General features: G+C 51.9%; 15 protein-coding genes and 1 pseudogene. 6 read left to right on the forward strand and 10 right to left on the reverse strand.

Features of this window, described 5'->3' with window-relative positions; genetic code table 11:
* Nucleotides 1–10: 10 nt before the first annotated feature.
* The 3 genes from RDN66_RS17270 to bioD all read left to right on the forward strand — a co-directional run bounded on the left by RDN66_RS17270 (nucleotide 11) and on the right by bioD (nucleotide 3,085).
* Nucleotides 11–928 (forward strand): LysR family transcriptional regulator, encoded by a 918-nt coding sequence (locus tag RDN66_RS17270; protein ID WP_123651939.1) that lies wholly within the window; start codon nucleotides 11–13, stop codon nucleotides 926–928.
* Nucleotides 929–1,040: 112 nt separating this feature from the next.
* Entirely contained in the window at nucleotides 1,041–2,258 is a 1,218-nt protein-coding gene (gene mlc / locus RDN66_RS17275; RefSeq protein WP_035894522.1) for a sugar metabolism global transcriptional regulator Mlc, read from the forward strand.
* Nucleotides 2,259–2,389: 131 nt separating this feature from the next.
* Nucleotides 2,390–3,085: a dethiobiotin synthase gene (bioD, locus tag RDN66_RS17280; protein WP_035894523.1), complete on the forward strand. Its 696-nt coding sequence runs from the start codon at nucleotides 2,390–2,392 to the stop codon at nucleotides 3,083–3,085.
* Here bioD and clcB read toward each other — a convergent pair.
* The 5 genes and pseudogenes from clcB to ynfE all read right to left on the reverse strand — a co-directional run bounded on the left by clcB (nucleotide 3,038) and on the right by ynfE (nucleotide 8,932).
* Nucleotides 3,038–4,333 (reverse strand): voltage-gated ClC-type chloride channel ClcB, encoded by a 1,296-nt coding sequence (gene clcB / locus RDN66_RS17285; protein WP_308538072.1) that lies wholly within the window; start codon nucleotides 4,331–4,333, stop codon nucleotides 3,038–3,040. The two genes, bioD and clcB, sit on opposite strands and share 48 nt — an antisense overlap.
* A 14-nt stretch (nucleotides 4,334–4,347) precedes the next feature.
* The gene (dmsD, locus tag RDN66_RS17290; protein ID WP_202217940.1) at nucleotides 4,348–4,962 is read right to left on the reverse strand and encodes a Tat proofreading chaperone DmsD; all 615 of its coding nucleotides are present in this window, start codon (nucleotides 4,960–4,962) and stop codon (nucleotides 4,348–4,350) included.
* A gap of 47 nt (nucleotides 4,963–5,009) precedes the next feature.
* The gene (locus RDN66_RS17295; RefSeq protein WP_308538073.1) at nucleotides 5,010–5,867 is read right to left on the reverse strand and encodes a dimethyl sulfoxide reductase anchor subunit family protein; all 858 of its coding nucleotides are present in this window, start codon (nucleotides 5,865–5,867) and stop codon (nucleotides 5,010–5,012) included.
* Nucleotide 5,868: 1 nt separating this feature from the next.
* Nucleotides 5,869–6,486: a DMSO/selenate family reductase complex B subunit gene (locus RDN66_RS17300; RefSeq protein ID WP_185669061.1), complete on the reverse strand. Its 618-nt coding sequence runs from the start codon at nucleotides 6,484–6,486 to the stop codon at nucleotides 5,869–5,871.
* A 10-nt stretch (nucleotides 6,487–6,496) separates the two neighbouring features.
* A pseudogene (gene ynfE / locus RDN66_RS17305) lies at nucleotides 6,497–8,932 on the reverse strand (selenate/tellurate reductase subunit YnfE).
* A 268-nt stretch (nucleotides 8,933–9,200) separates the two neighbouring features.
* On the opposite strand from ynfE, the gene RDN66_RS17310 reads away from it, so the two are divergent.
* Nucleotides 9,201–9,602 carry a dTDP-glucose pyrophosphorylase gene (locus RDN66_RS17310; protein WP_202217943.1) on the forward strand — a complete coding sequence of 134 codons (402 nt, stop codon included), beginning with the start codon at nucleotides 9,201–9,203 and terminating at the stop codon, nucleotides 9,600–9,602.
* A gap of 33 nt (nucleotides 9,603–9,635) precedes the next feature.
* Here RDN66_RS17310 and RDN66_RS17315 read toward each other — a convergent pair whose 3' ends face one another.
* The 5 genes from RDN66_RS17315 to RDN66_RS17335 all read right to left on the reverse strand — a co-directional run bounded on the left by RDN66_RS17315 (nucleotide 9,636) and on the right by RDN66_RS17335 (nucleotide 14,221).
* Entirely contained in the window at nucleotides 9,636–9,890 is a 255-nt protein-coding gene (locus tag RDN66_RS17315; RefSeq protein ID WP_035894532.1) for a DUF1161 domain-containing protein, read from the reverse strand.
* 120 nt (nucleotides 9,891–10,010) lie between these two features.
* The gene (locus RDN66_RS17320; RefSeq protein ID WP_202217944.1) at nucleotides 10,011–10,493 is read right to left on the reverse strand and encodes a glutathione peroxidase; all 483 of its coding nucleotides are present in this window, start codon (nucleotides 10,491–10,493) and stop codon (nucleotides 10,011–10,013) included.
* A complete protein-coding gene (locus tag RDN66_RS17325; RefSeq protein ID WP_202217945.1) occupies nucleotides 10,490–12,436 on the reverse strand; it encodes a bifunctional diguanylate cyclase/phosphodiesterase in 1,947 nt (648 codons plus the stop codon). Before RDN66_RS17325 ends, RDN66_RS17320 begins: the two co-directional genes overlap by 4 nt.
* Nucleotides 12,437–12,453: 17 nt before the next feature.
* Entirely contained in the window at nucleotides 12,454–12,948 is a 495-nt protein-coding gene (locus RDN66_RS17330; protein WP_202217946.1) for a molybdopterin-dependent oxidoreductase, read from the reverse strand.
* Between the two features lie 400 nt (nucleotides 12,949–13,348).
* Nucleotides 13,349–14,221, reverse strand: coding sequence for a LysR family transcriptional regulator (locus RDN66_RS17335; RefSeq protein WP_308538074.1), 873 nt, complete (start codon nucleotides 14,219–14,221; stop codon nucleotides 13,349–13,351).
* A 115-nt stretch (nucleotides 14,222–14,336) separates the two neighbouring features.
* Here RDN66_RS17335 and RDN66_RS17340 point away from each other — a divergent pair, with 115 nt between their 5' ends.
* Together RDN66_RS17340 and RDN66_RS17345 are read left to right on the forward strand one after the other, a co-directional pair.
* On the forward strand, nucleotides 14,337–15,053 hold the full coding sequence (locus RDN66_RS17340; RefSeq protein WP_308538075.1) for an AzlC family ABC transporter permease: 717 nt from the start codon (nucleotides 14,337–14,339) through the stop codon (nucleotides 15,051–15,053).
* A complete protein-coding gene (locus tag RDN66_RS17345; protein WP_115074122.1) occupies nucleotides 15,050–15,358 on the forward strand; it encodes an AzlD family protein in 309 nt (102 codons plus the stop codon). Before RDN66_RS17340 ends, RDN66_RS17345 begins: the two co-directional genes overlap by 4 nt.
* Nucleotides 15,359–15,363: the final 5 nt, after the last annotated feature.

Consider the following 15,363-nt stretch of genomic DNA (forward strand, 5'->3'; position numbering starts at 1 on the left):
TCTTTAAAGTATGAATATTGAACTGCGCCATTTACGCTATTTTGTTGCCGTTGCCGAAGAGTTGCATTTCGGGCGCGCGGCGGCGCGGCTTAATATTTCCCAGCCGCCATTAAGTCAACAAATTCAAATCCTTGAGCAGCAGGTGGGCGCACGACTGTTTGCCCGTACCAACCGCAGCGTTAGCCTGACGGAGGCGGGGCGACAGTTTCTCGCCGATAGTCGGCAGATTCTGTTACAGGTCAGTGAAGCCGCCGCGCGGGCCAGCCGCCTGCATAACGGCGAAACCGGTGAGTTGCATATCGGCTTCACTTCCTCTGCACCGTTTATTAAAGCGGTCTCCGACACGCTCTCCACCTTTCGTCAGCGTTACCCGGATGTTCACATCCAGACGCGGGAAACCAACACCCGCGAGCAGATCTCACCGCTTACCGAAGGGGCACTTGAGTTAGGACTGATGCGCAATACGTTGCTGCCCGACACCCTCGACTGGCAGGTGATCCTGCGTGAACCGTTGCTGGCGATGATCCACCGCGACCATCCGCTTGCCGATAAACCGGAAGTCAGCCTGGTGGAGTTGGGCAAAGAACCGTTTGTCTTTTTTGACCCTCACGTTGGTACCGGTCTTTATGACGATATTCTTGGCCTGATGCGTCGTTACGATGCAGTGCCAACGATTACCCAGGAAGTTGGGGAGGCGATGACGATTATTGGTCTGGTGGCCTCCGGTTTGGGCGTATCGATTTTGCCAGCGTCTTTTCGGCGGGTTCAGCTTTATGAAATGCGCTGGGTTCCGATTGCGGAAGAGGATGCAGTCTCTGAAATGTGGCTGGTGTGGTCAAAACACCATGAGCTTAGCCAGGCAGCAGAACGCTTCAAACAACAGCTATTAAACGCGGCCAAGGTGAGCGTTTCGTTGCCAAAAGTGTGAAAAATTGTGCAGTAAATCACAAGGCTAAGTAAAAATTTGACGCAGGGCGTTCAAGTACTTCACCATAGCCCAAAGTGTTTATTTCGAAGCGCGAAAATAAGGGAGTCTTACGGTGGTAGCGGACAGTCAGCCAGGGCATATCGATCAAATCAAGCAGACCAATGCAGGGGCGGTATATCGCCTTATTGATCAGCTCGGCCCGGTTTCGCGTATCGACCTTTCCAGACTTGCGCAACTGGCTCCGGCCAGTATCACTAAAATTGTTCGTGAACTGCTGGAAGCCCACCTCGTTCAGGAAACGGAGATTCAGGAAGCGGGTAGCCGTGGTCGTCCAGCCGTAGGGCTTATGGTCGAAACGGAAGCCTGGCACTATCTGTCCGTGCGCATCAGCCGGGGCGTTATCCATCTGGCGCTGCGTGACCTCAGCAGTAAGCTGGTGGTGGAAGAGCAACTTGAACTGGCGCTGGAAGATGAGTCCCCATTCCTGAACCGCGTCGTGACCCATATTGACCAATTCTTTATTCGCCATCAGAACCTGCTGGAACGTCTGACCGCGATTGCCATTACGCTACCGGGAATTATCGACACCGAAAACGGCATTATCCATCGTATGCCGTTTTATGATGTCACCGATGTTCCGCTGGGCGGAACGCTGGAGGCGCATACCGGCGTGCCGGTGTATATTCAGCATGATATCAGCGCCTGGACCATGGCCGAGGCGCTGTTTGGCGCATCGCGCGGCGCACGCGATGTCATTCAGGTGGTTATCGACCACAACGTCGGCGCAGGTGTTATCACCGATGGCCGTTTGCTGCACGCGGGCAGTAGCAGCCTGGTGGAAATTGGCCATACCCAGGTCGACCCATATGGTAAGCGTTGCTACTGCGGTAACCACGGGTGTCTTGAGACGATCGCTAGCGTGGAAAGCGTGATGGAGCTGACTCAGGTCCGCATGCAGCAGTCGATGAGTTCAATGCTGCACCAGAAGCCGCTCACCGTGGAGTGGCTGTGTCAGGCCGCGATGCAGGGCGATTTACTGGCAAAGGATATCATTAGCAGCATTGGAACCAACGTCGGGCGAATCCTCGCCATTATGGTTAACCTCTTCAATCCGCAGAAAATTTTGATTGGCTCGCCGTTTAATCAGGCCGCCGACATCCTCTTCCCGGCGATTGGCGATTGTATTCGCCAGCAGTCGCTGCCTGCCTACAGCAAACATATTGCGGTAGAGCAAACACAGTTTTCTAACCGCGGCACCATGGCTGGGGCGGCTCTGGTAAAAGATGCGCTATATAATGGAACATTGCTGATAAGACTGTTACAGGGTTAACAATTTTTAGCAGTTTTGCAAAAAATTGCGCTATCTCAATCTGACCCATTCGCACATCACGTAAACTTTCACTCCATTGAATTATTCATTGCCATGATATTTACGTGGCGTAGCAGTGGGGTTAGTTTGTGATGCTTAATCGTTTCTTTATTACTGGAACTGATACTTCTGTCGGCAAGACGGTGGTTTCTCGTGCGCTTTTGCAGGCGCTCGCCGCCAGCGGGAAACGGGTGGCAGGATACAAACCCGTTGCCAAAGGCAGCAAGGAAACTGCAGAAGGGCTGCGCAATAAAGATGCGCTGGTTCTGCAAGCCGTTTCATCGCTGGACTTACCTTATGATGCTATCAACCCGATTGCGCTGAGCGAAGAAGAGAGCAGCGTCGCCCACAGTTGCCCAATCAACTACACCTTATTGTCTGACGGCCTGGCCAATCTGAGCCAGCAGGTCGATAACGTGGTGGTTGAGGGTACCGGCGGCTGGCGCAGCCTGATGAATGACCTGCGCCCGCTCTCCGAATGGGTGGTGCAGGAACAGCTGCCGGTGCTGATGGTGGTCGGCATTCAGGAAGGCTGCATTAACCATGCGCTGCTGACCGCTCAGGCCATCGCCAACGACGGCCTGCCGCTGATTGGCTGGGTGGCGAATCGTATCAACCCAGGCCTGGCGCACTACGCGGAAATTATCGACGTGCTCAGCAAAAAGCTGCCGGCACCGCTGATTGGCGAACTGCCGTATCTGCCGCGCCCGGAACAGCGTGAGTTGAGTCAGTACGTCGACCTAGCGATGCTCCGCAACGTGCTGACGGTAGATAGAATCCTGGCGTAAGGTTCTCGACAGTACAGACGCCAGCACGCAGGCAATCAGTAAACCGGGCAGCAGCGTATACTGCCCGGTCATTTCGCAAATCATCAAGGTTGACATAATTGGCGCATGCGTCGTGGCTGCCAGTAACGTTGCCATTCCCGTCACGCCAAGCAATATCGCCATCGCCTCGTTCCCAGGGAACACCAGCGCCCACGTATTAGCGAACAGAATACCGACCGCCAGGCCAATAAACAGCGTTGGAGTAAACACACCGCCCGGTGCGCCAGAGCCGCTGCTGGCAAGAATGGCGAGCAGCTTACACAGGAAAATCCCGGCAATAATGGCAAAACTCGGCGGGCTTAACAGAAACCCTTGCACCACGCTGTAGCCATTGCCCCACACCGCGGGCGTTAATAGCGAAAGCAAACCAACGACCAATCCCCCCAGCGCAAGCTGCCAAGGGGGCGAAAGTTTGAGCTTAAGGAAAACACGATGGCTCATGTCCATCAGCCAGATAAGCAGCGGCCCGCCTAAACCGCAGACGAGCCCGGTAGCGAGCATTAAGCCGTAATGCGCCGCGTTAAGAGCCGGTAAATTGCCGGTAGTGTAGAGTAGCTCCGCGCCACCGTTCATCAACTGCGTGCTGAGCAGCGCGACCACCGCGGCGATGACGACCGGGCCAAGCGAGGCCAGCATTAAGGTGCCAAAAAGAATTTCGGCGATAAACAGGCTACCTGCCAATGGGGCATGATAGGCGCTTGCCATCCCCGCAGCTGCGCCGCAGGCAATCCAGAGCTTCCATTCATCCTTTGGCGTAAAACGCTGGGCAAAGAAAGAGGCGGCAAGGGCGGCTAAGAGGATCATCGCGCCTTCGCGACCAATAGCGCTACCGCTGACGACCACTAATAACGAGGCGGTGGATTTGATAAGGCTTGAGCTGGTATCAAACTTGCCTTCATCGCTTTCCAGCGCCTCCATATAGTCAGTCGGCGCATGGGGACGTTGTTGCGTATGACGTTGCCAGGCCCACAATAACGTCCCGGCGGCGAGCCCGCCAAGCGCCGGGGTGATAATCCGCCGCCACCATACGAGACCGCCAGCGGCGTTGACCAGACTGCCGCTGTCATTACTGAGAAACAGCCACTCCCCCAGATACATGGCGTGACGAAATAGCGCCACCGCCAGCGCCGCGAGGACGCCAATCACGGTGGCAACAAGCAGGCGACGGAACATCGCCTTAATATCGGGGTAATGGTGAAGACGCTGCATCGTGAGCTGAGGGCTTAGCGATAAAGTTTTTTGTCAGCGACGGGGATCAGCAGCGTGCTTTGCCATTGTGCCAGCGTCTGCTGTGCAAGCTGTCCCAGTGCGATGAAGAAAGGATGGTTCGCTTTTTCAATAAATTCGGCGAGGAATCGAGGAGCCCATGGCAGTAGATGCCATGCCAGCAGCTGATTGCAGGCCTCTTCGCGGCCATTTTCAACAAGCCAGGCAGCGAGCATGAGCAAGGTCCCAAAGTGATCTTCTGGTTCGTTTTGCTGCACATCGAACGCAATCTGGTTTTCACGCATCCATTGGCGCAGTGCCAGCGTAGAGTCGCCAAACAGAACGTTTTCGCGGTCTAACCAAACGGAACCCCACGGCGGAGACGGTAGCGCATCCGGGCCGATAAACAGGCGCTGCCAGGCCTCTGCCAGAGATTCTTCAGCGGGAGAGGCAAATCCAGCGGAGAGGGTATCGGCGTGCAGAATAGGGTACGGCCACTGTGTCACCCACTCACCGTCGGTAAAGGCTGTTACCAGCGGTTCGGCAAGCGTGCTGTTCGGCGCGAAATAGAACAAAGCACCCAGTACACGGGCGGAGAACGCTAAAGCGTTGTTGTGCTGAACGTCATTCATTACTGCATATCCTTAAAAGGGTGCGGGATTGCCCCCGCACCGATGAATTACCCGGCAATTGCCATGCCGACGGTCATATGCAGGCCATAGAACAGCCCGCGACCGATAAGTTCGCCTGCCAGCATCAGTACCAGACCAAGCGCCAGACCCGCAGCCCGCGGCGGAACGCGACGCAGTAACGGGCAGAGCCAGCAGCCTAAACCTGCCGCTAACAGTACAAAGCGCCACACCTGTAAGGTGCCCCAGTCCGGCAGCAGCGCGTTCGCCTGCTGAACGGAACTGTGAATAAAGCCCAGATCAGCGGTTTGCATCACGACGACGGCGATGCTGAGCAAATAGCCCAGTACGCTGACCGAGGCAAAGAATTTCCCGTTGAACGGTACCTTTGACATTTTAAGCAGCAGGGCTGCAAACAGAGGTCCGGTGAGCAGCACGGTCAGGAAGAATGACGCCGTCGTGTAACCATTATACCAGGTTGGCACGGTATCTATCTGATAAACGCGCGTCATCGCCCAGACAAATACCAAACCGAGCACCATGCTGACCAGCAGCCAAAGACGCCCAAGCGCGGCGGGCATTTTCCCCATCACCGACAGTAACCACCAGAAGCCCCCTACGGCGAAGAAAACGGAACCGCTGGCTATCTCGTTACTGAGCGCAGAGCTTCCCACGCGATTAAGCGAGTTGAACGCGCGCAGCGGTGAACCGAGGTGCAGCACTGAGGCAAAAAAAGCGATGCCCATCACCACCCACAGGAAAAACATATTAAGCGCAATGCGACGTTGATCTGCAGGTTCATGGCGCGCCGCCAGCCAGCCTAAGCCGGTGACGATGGTGGCTCCCGCAACGCACTGCCCCAGCACCGTAAAGAGTACCAACGGCCATTCATGCCATCCACTTCCCATCTTACACCTCCTTCGGATTGGCCAGATAGCCAGTGGTATCGCCGCACGGACGTGCATTGGCGTTAGGTTTAATTACAATGCTTGGCTTAGTGAAGTGCGCCGATGGCAGCGGTGCCACCGCCGCCAGCGTACCGTGCTTCTGACGCAGCTCTTCGATTGGGCCAAAGTCCAGCGCGCGCAGCGGGCAGGATTCCACGCAAATCGGTTTCTTACCTTCCGCCACACGCTCGTGGCAGCCGTCGCATTTGGTCATGTGACCTTTGGCTTCGTTGTACTGCGGCGCACCGTACGGGCAGGCCATGTGACAGTAGCGACAGCCGATGCACACATCTTCGTTGACGACCACAAAACCGTCTTCGCGTTTGTGCATCGCGCCGCTTGGGCACACTTTGGTACAGGCCGGGTCTTCACAATGGTTACAGGCGATGGACAGATAGTAGGCAAAGACGTTCTGATTCCAGACGCCGTTGTCTTCCTGCCAGTCGCCGCCCGCGTATTCATAAATACGACGGAAACTGACGTCCGGGGTTAAGTCTTTGTAATCTTTACACGCCAGCTCGCAGGTTTTACAACCGGTGCAGCGGGCCGAGTCGATGAAAAATCCGTATTGGGTGCTCATGGTCTAGTCCTTATACCTTCTCGATCTCAACCAGGTTGGTGTGCTGTGGATTGCCTTTCGCCAGTGGAGAAGGGCGATGCGTCGTCAACGTATTGATGCAGGAACCGTGATCGATTCGGTCTCCGTTCATCTCGGCATCGTGCCAGGCTCCCTGGCCCATTGCGGACACGCCCGGCATAATGCGCGGCGTGACTTTTGCCGGAATACGCAGTTCACCACGGCTGTTGAATACGCGCACCATGTCACCGTTGCGGATCCCACGTTTTTGCGCATCCAGCGGGTTTAACCAGACTTCCTGGCGGCAAGCGGCTTTCAGCACATCAACGTTGCCGTAGCTGGAGTGCGTTCGCGCTTTATAGTGGAAGCCGAACAGCTGTAGCGGGAAAGTACCGCGCAGCGGATCGTCCCAACCTTCGAAGGTTGAGGCGTAAACCGGCAGTGGGCTGATGGTTTCGTCTTTCTCAAGCTGCCATTTCGCGGCAATGTCGGCCAGACGGCTGGAGTAGATTTCGATTTTTCCCGACGGTGTTTTTAACGGATTTGCCTCCGGGTCTTTGCGGAAAGCCTGGTAGGCGACAAAGTGCCCGTTCGGATCTTTACGCTTGTAGATGCCCATCTTTTTGAGTTCATCATAGGTCGGCAAATCCGCGTCTTTGGCGCGCATTTTGGCGTACAGATGCTGCAGCCACTGCTCCTGCGAACGTCCTTCGGTGAATTTCTGGTAGACATCGTCCCCAAGACGTTTCGCCACTTCGCTTAAGATCCAGTAGATGGGCTTGCGCTCAAATTTTGGCGCGGTGGCAGGCTGGATAAAGATCAGGTAGCCCATATTCCCGGCGTAATCGTTCGGGATAATGTCTTCCTGTTCCACGGTCATTAAATCGGGCAGCAGGATGTCGGCGTATTTCGCCGAGGCGGTCATGAAGTTTTCAATCACCACGATCATTTCGCATTTGCTGTCGTCCTGCAAAATCTCGTGGGTTTTATTGATATCCGAATGCTGATTAATGATGGTGTTGCCCGCATAGTTCCAGAAGAACTTGATGGGCACATCCAGCTTATCTTTGCCGCGCACGCCGTCACGGGTGGCGGTCATCTCGGCGCCGTGGTCGATAGCATCGGTCCAGGTGAAGCAGGAAATCGCCGTTTTGACCGGGTTTTCCAGTACCGGGAAGCGTTCGATGGTTATCGTGTAAGTGGATTCACGCGCGCCGCTGTTACCGCCGTTGATGCCAACGTTGCCGGTCAGAATGGGCAGCATGGCAATCGCACGGGCAGAAAGCTCGCCGTTTGCTTGGCGCTGTGGCCCCCAGCCCTGGCAAATATAAGCCGGCTTAGTGCTGCCGATTTCACGCGCTAACTTGATGATTCTATCGGCTGGAATACCGGTAATGTGCGATGCCCACTGCGGGGTTTTCGCCACGCCGTCATCGCCCTGACCAAGAATATAGGCCTTATAGTGTCCGTTGGCCGGTGCGCCTTCTGGTAAAGTTTTCTCGTCGTAACCGACGCAGTATTTATCGAGGAACGGCTGATCGACCAGGTTTTCGTCAATCAACACCCAGGCAATACCGGCAACCAGCGCGGCATCGGTACCAGGACGGATAGGTATCTACTCATCCTCCCGGCCAGCGGCGGTATCGGTATAGCGGGGATCGATAACGATCATGCGCGCATTTGAGCGTTCGCGAGCTTGTTCAAGATAATAGGTAATGCCGCCGCCGCTCATGCGGGTTTCTGCCGGATTGTTGCCGAACATCACCACCAGTTTGCTGTTTTCGATATCGGAGGTGCTGTTGCCGTCGTTGGTGCCGTAGGTGTACGGCATGGCGCAGGCAATCTGGGCGGTACTGTAGGTGCCGTACTGATTAAGCGAACCGCCGTAGCAGTTCATCAGACGCATCACCGCGGAACCGGATGGTGAGGACCGAGTGATATTGCCGCCAACGATGCCGGAAGAGTAGTTAATGTAGACGGATTCGTTGCCGTAATCTTTCACCACGCGTTTGAGGTTGCTGGCGATGGTGTCCAGCGCCTCATCCCAGCTAATGCGCTCGAATTTGCCTTCGCCACGCTTGCCTACACGCTTCATGGGATAGTTCAGGCGGTCAGGGTGGTTGATTCGACGGCGAATGGAGCGCCCGCGCAGACAGGCGCGTACCTGGTGATCGCCATAAACGTCCTGGCCGGTATTGTCGGTTTCTACCCAGTAGACTTCATTGTCTTTGACGTGCAGACGCAACGCGCAGCGGCTACCGCAGTTGACGGAGCATGCGCCCCAAACCACTTTATCTTCCGGCTGATTAGCCTGCTGTACTGCAGCGGCCGTGGCGCGCAAAGAGAAGGGGAGCGAGAGGCTACCCGCCGCGAAGGCTAATGAGCCGATAGCCGATGATTTAATTAGGGTGCGTCGGCTCAGCCCCCCTGGCTTTTCCTGATTTGACATCACTCACTCCATTATTTTTGTTTAATGATTTCAACGAGAAATTAAAAACCTGCTAATGATGGAAAGAGGATACCTGGTTAGTGGTATACAAGTATTAACCCTGGTCAAAATACACTGTTGCACTAACGAGGTATTTGCATGTCGGCGTTTGCCAGTTGCGAGGGGCGTGTGCATAATTGTTTTACAACATAAAAACAGTTTTATTACGGTTAACCGTTTTCGTTAATCGAATTTCTTACCGCTAATCCGTTACTTATGGAAGTCATCTATGCAGGATATCGCTTCTTCTGTTATTCCGATGCCCGCGATTGAGACGGTCACGGTTCCCTACAAAGGGTTAAATTTTTTACGCCCCGAAATTTTGCTCGACTTCATCAGCGTGACGGAGGAAAAAGTCCTCGCCGTTACGCCAGTAGCCGTGTTGTATTCCACGATAGGGGTGTTGCAATCCGCTGCATTGCGCAAGATCCCTGTGTTGGTTTCCGGGCGCGTGGTCTATCCGGTCAGTTCGCAGGCGCTGCCTTGTTTGCATTCAAAATTGACCATTAACACCACTTCACAAAAGCTGCGTTTTCAGGGAGACCTGGATGCGTTATCCGATGATCAAACGCTGCGCGATGGCGTACTGGTTGGCATTGCGCTGGAGTTTATTGTCGAGAAGAAAGGCTAGAAAGCACCGCCTCCTGCTGGAGGCGGTAGCACATTACTGGGCGTTATCGGTGCGGGTGTAGAGAATTTTAAAGGTGTCGTTAGCACAGTGGCCGACGACCTGAGCCCCAGCTTTATCAGCCTGATCGTTGGGCACGATATCAAGGGTAAAGGCGCTTTCGGCTACGCCGTTCTGGATGATTTTCTGCTGAATGTCGCTCCTGACACGCTCACAGGAGTCAGGTACGGCGGCAAGCGCAGGCATAGCGCCTGCGAGCAGTAATGCCAGTAACCAACGTGATGATTGCATGATTAGCTCCTTTTCATGAGATTCGCAGGGAAGTATAGCATCGACAGTGTAAGCGACTGTCTTTGACGATAACTTTCTGATTTGTCTTAAGCTTCCGTTTTTCATGCTATGAAAGGGCACTTAGATTTTAAGTGCAGCAACGATCGCGCCTTCCATTTTCTCTGGGGTGGTGAAAGGGGCAAAACGCTTGAGCGGCTTGCCATCGCGGCCCACCAAAAACTTGGTGAAGTTCCACTTGATACGCCCACCCAGTATGCCGGGTAACTCGTCCTTCAGGTAACGAAATACCGGGTGCGCGCCGGCGCCGTTGACCTCAACTTTTTCAAACATCGGAAAGCTCACACCGTAATTGATGTGACAGGTTTGCGCGATGTCATCAGCACTACCGGGTTCCTGTTTGCCAAACTGGTTGCAAGGAAAACCCAGTATCACCAGACCCTGAGGCGCGTATTTCTTGTAGAGCGTTTCAAGACCTGCATACTGAGGCGTGAAACCACACTGGCTGGCAGTATTGACGACCAGAACCAGTTTGCCAGCATAGTCGGACATTGAGATGGGCTCACCGCGTAGGCTGGTGGCCTCTAGATGATGAAACGTGGTCATGTTGGAATACTCTGTTTGCCATGTTTGATTTCTGCAGCGATATACGGCTGAGGTTTGCTAAAAAGATACCCTTGTGCGAAATCACAGCCGAGTGCCTGAAGGCTTTCGAGTTGTTCCTGCGTTTCTACACCCTCTGCAATGGCCTTCATGTTGAGGGACTTCGCCACGCCAGTGATGAGCTTGATGATATTCAGCGCGTCTTCTTGTGTCGCTAGCGAATTCACAAAGGATTTGTCTATTTTGATTTTATCAAAGGCCAGCCTGCTCAACCGAGAAAGGGAGGAATAGCCGGTACCGAAATCATCGATAGATATCTTCACACCCAGCGCTCTGAGCTTGTTAAGCGCATTCATCGGCGTATTGCTCTCTGTGAAAAGAGAGGATTCCGTCACTTCCAGTTCAAGGCGGTCAGCTGGAAGCCCAGTCTCTTTTAATATCGACACCACAATTCCGGCAAAGCCTTTAGTGCTTAGCTGGACAGGGGAGACGTTGACGGAAATTTTAGCCGGAACGGCCCAGGAAGCGGCTTCCCGACAGGCCATTTCAAGCACCGATTTTCCCATCTCGTTAATCATGCCTGTTTTTTCCGCAACCGGAATAAAGCTATCCGGCGACAGTAGACCTTTTGTAGGGTGAATCCACCGAATCAGGGCTTCATAGCTGTAAATCTCGCGGCTGAACGAATCAACGATCGGCTGATAATAGACCACGAATTCTTTATTCATTAATGCCATGGCCATATCATGCTCAAGCTTTCTGCTTTCTTGCAGCTTATCTAACATTCGCTGGCGGAAAACTTTTATTTTCCCTGGGCCTTCATTTTTGGCTTCATAAAGCGCCAGGTCAGCATATTTGTAGAGATAATCGGAGCGGCGCTCGGTTTGTGAAATAACGATACCAATGCAGGTGGTGATATTAATAATCGTGTTATAAATCGTGTAGGGTTGGTTGAGCGACTCGCCTATTTTTTGCGCTTGTGAAACGGCGCTACTCTCTGTCAGATCGCTCGAAAGAAACGCAAACTCATCGCCACCTAAGCGATAGAGTGTATCTGAAGGCATATTCAGCGATATCAACCGCTGGGAAATCTGGCGCAGCAGCATATCGCCAGCATCATGCCCATAGGTGTCATTAACCTCTTTGAATCGGTCTAAATCAAACAACATGACCGCCACGGTAGTATTATTTTGTTTTGCAGTTTTGATCGTTTTATTTAAATTCCACCAAAAAAACTGACGGTTGTTCATTTCGGTCAAAGGATCATGGAAAACATCATATTCCAGTTTTGCATTCTGGCTTTGCAGTTTTTCTTTCGATCTCTGGAGTTCTTCAGCCAGGCTTTTAACCTGTAGATGCGCCTTCAGAATGTTTCTGTTCTGAAAGAAGATCATCATACCCAGTATGGCACTCAGTATTATCAGTAATACAGCGGTTGCCGAATATATGTAGTACAGGGTTTGAATTTTGAGGTTGGCTTCATTAACAGAGTTAACGTCCTTGTCCAACGCGCCGGATGAGAGACGACTGAGAGGCACATCGAGCGTATGCATTACCTTAAGGTATGACTTAAGATCAGAACGGTTCATTTTCTCAAGCTGAACGTCGAGATCGTCCAGTACTTTTTCAAGCCTTAAAGCCAGTTCATGATGGGCTTTACTGCTGTCTATATAATGGCCTAAATCGCCTTCTTTCATTAAATCGCTCTGGCTGAGCATAATGTCCAGACGCAGACGCACACCATCAATCGGCATGGTATCGTCCAGCGTGTAAAGACCGAGCCACGATTCCAACCGGTAATATTCGGATACCACCTGCGCAGCAGACCAGGAGTTAGCGTAGTGGGTCAGCTTTTGTAACTCTTGTTGTCTTTCATGCACAAGGAAAGACACATAACCTGTTGATATGAAAAGAGAAAATATGATGGCAGCCAGTATTCTGTTCATGATGTTCGCCAGAACTCCTACTCGATACTCATTCTGCTGACTTGCCAGGCCGATCTAGAATAATAAACCTGATTATTCAGTTCAGGTACGCTGTCATATGGGTAAACAATAAATAGAGGGCCTTTATCACGGACGCGCATATATTCTCCGTTGATTTTTAAGGCAAGCATGACATTGTATTTTTTGAAGTCACTAAGCGGGATAACGGTAGTGTAGTCATTGAGAGCAGTGACCTTAACTACAGAGCCTTTTGCGCCGACGTAATCCATGAGTTTTTGCAGGGAGATGCCCGTAAACGTCGTACGTCCATTATACCAGGGAGAGGTGGTCTGAAAACTCATCATGCCCAGTTTCTCAAGGCTGGCGGTGTCAAAAACGGCTTTTCCGTCAGCATTGGTATTTGCAATATTACCGGTCAGTGTTAAAAGCACTTTACCCTCGGGCTTGGGAAGCGTTCCAGCCCAGACCTGGGTGGAGATCACAACGCTCAATAACATAACAATTAACCGCATTTTAACCTTACCTATCGACTGGATGTTAAGGAATTATAATTTAGTTAACATACTATTTATATAAGCTAACCGGCTATTATTGATATGACAAATACTTGGCGTTGGTTAATTGATTTAAATCAATGAGATAACTAAAGCTAATGGTCTAATTTTTGAGTAAAAACGGTCAGTGAATAATTAAAACGCGTTGTTTTTATTGTGTCTGTATGAAAAACAAACCAAGGATAAGCGTGGTGTAAATAAAGGCATACAAACATAAAGGTCTATTAGTTTGAGCTGTCATAGGGAACGCTGATTGGCGGAAATGAATGCTGTACTGCGCTTCCTATTTCGGCTTTGGACGTGACGTGGGCAGGGGGGGTGAGCGAGAAGCATACGTTGGAACATTTATTAAATAATCTCAACTGTAGACTTTTCTAGCCCTTAATGTTCTGAGTAGCAAATCATACAAACTATCCACAGCAGAAGACCCCTGAGAAGCGCGGCTTCTGAACAATGATACTTCCATAGGCTCAAGGGGCCCCAAAAGATGTTCACTGCCAAGCACCTGCAGATGAGGTGGAACGCTGCATTGTGTCAAAACGGCAACAGCCAGGCCACTTTCAACTGCTGTAATCTGTCCTGACAGACTTGAGCTGTTATATATCACTTTATATCTCCGCCCCTGAAGTGCTAATGCATTGATAGCACTACGTTTAGCAAGACTTGTGCTTTCATAAACTGCAATAGGTAATGGGTCGCGCCTCCAGACTTCAAACTGCGGAGACCCCACCCACACCATCGGTTCATAAAATAATAACGAGCCCTGGCCAGGATGTTCCCGGGAGACCAGCGCCAGGTCGAGGTCGCCACTCTCGACGCGAGGAATTAATGACGTCGATTGTTCGCAGCTAAGTTCAATTTCGACTGACCCAAAGTTAGGAGCGAATCTCTTTAGAGCCGGAGTCAGGTATTTTGCCGCATAGTCATCAGGAACTCCCAGACGAATGCGTCCTGTTAACTCTTTGCCGTGGAATGCAGCCTGGGTTTCAGAATGAAGATCGAGCATCCTTCTGGCATACCCCAACAGTTTCTGACCCTCAGGTGTGAGTTGATTCTGACGTGGACCACGAAGTAGAAGCTGACATCCTAATGCCGTTTCGAGCTTTTTGAGCTGCATGCTGACAGCAGACTGTGAACGATGAACTTCCGGTGCTGCAGCCGAAAGTGACCCCGCATCTATCACTGCAACAAAGCATTTAAGCCAGTCTATCTGTAGATCCTGATAATACATTTGCGACCTTTATCATTCGATAATCAAATAGCAATATACATTATTATGCGTTTTTCTTGTTTATACTACATTGGCATAGTGCCTTCCTGTTGGCTTTTATTTTCAGGAAATCACGATGTCTCAGGCAACGCGCAGCATCCCAAATTTATCTCGACTAAATCGACCACTGATATGGTCTGGTTTTCAACAACTTATCCCGGTTTCTCTCTTTGTCTCCATTTTTGGCGCCGCTTTTGGCTTGGCCGCAGCACAAGCGGGTGTGGGGCATCTGACGGCAACGGCGATGAGTCTGTTGGTCTTCGCCGGCTATGCACAATTCGCCGCGTTAGACCTTTGGGGGACTCAAATCCCTTTGTTCACCCTTATGGCAACAGTGTTTGCCATTAACGCCAGACATCTGTTGATGGGAGCAACCCTATACCCGTGGTTGCAGGCTTTATCACCAGCGAAGCGCTACGGGATAATGATGGTCGCCTCAGATGCTAACTGGGCTATGTCCATTCAGGCATTCAATAGGGGAAAACCTGGGCTGGGCTTACTCTTTGGCGGTGGACTCGCGCTATGGCTTTTTTGGGTTATTGGTACGGTGGCAGGGCTGTATTTTGGTAGCGCCGTCCAGGACCCTAAAAGTTATGGTCTTGATATGGTGATGGGGTGCTTTCTGCTCTCTATGGTGTTTGAAGGCGAAAGAAATCTCAGAATGGTTCCTATCTGGATTGTCGCGGCAGCGTCATCGCTGATGGCTTATCAATGGTTACCGGAAAATAGCCATGTGATCGTTGGCGCGCTCGCCGGTGGCATAGCTGGGGTGCTGATGAGGAAGAAAAAATGACTATTGAAACGACGGGTATGGGCCCACTGATGATTGTTATTGTGATGGCTCTGGTTACGCTTGCAACCCGATGGGGCGGTGTTTATGTTATGTCATTTATTTCATTTAACAACAAAATCAAAGCTTTTATTCAGGGAATGTCAGGTTCCGTGCTTGTGGCCATTTTAGCTCCCGTTGCATTAACAGGCGACAAAGGTTCGCAGATGGCACTGCTGACCACCGCGATGATGATGTTGGTTTTTAGCAGACCGTTGCTCGCTATTACTTTTGGCATTGTTGTCTCAGCACTGGTCAGATATTTTTAATGGAA

It is taken from the genome of uncultured Kluyvera sp. (assembly GCF_902485085.1).
Classification (GTDB): domain Bacteria; phylum Pseudomonadota; class Gammaproteobacteria; order Enterobacterales; family Enterobacteriaceae; genus Kluyvera; species Kluyvera ascorbata.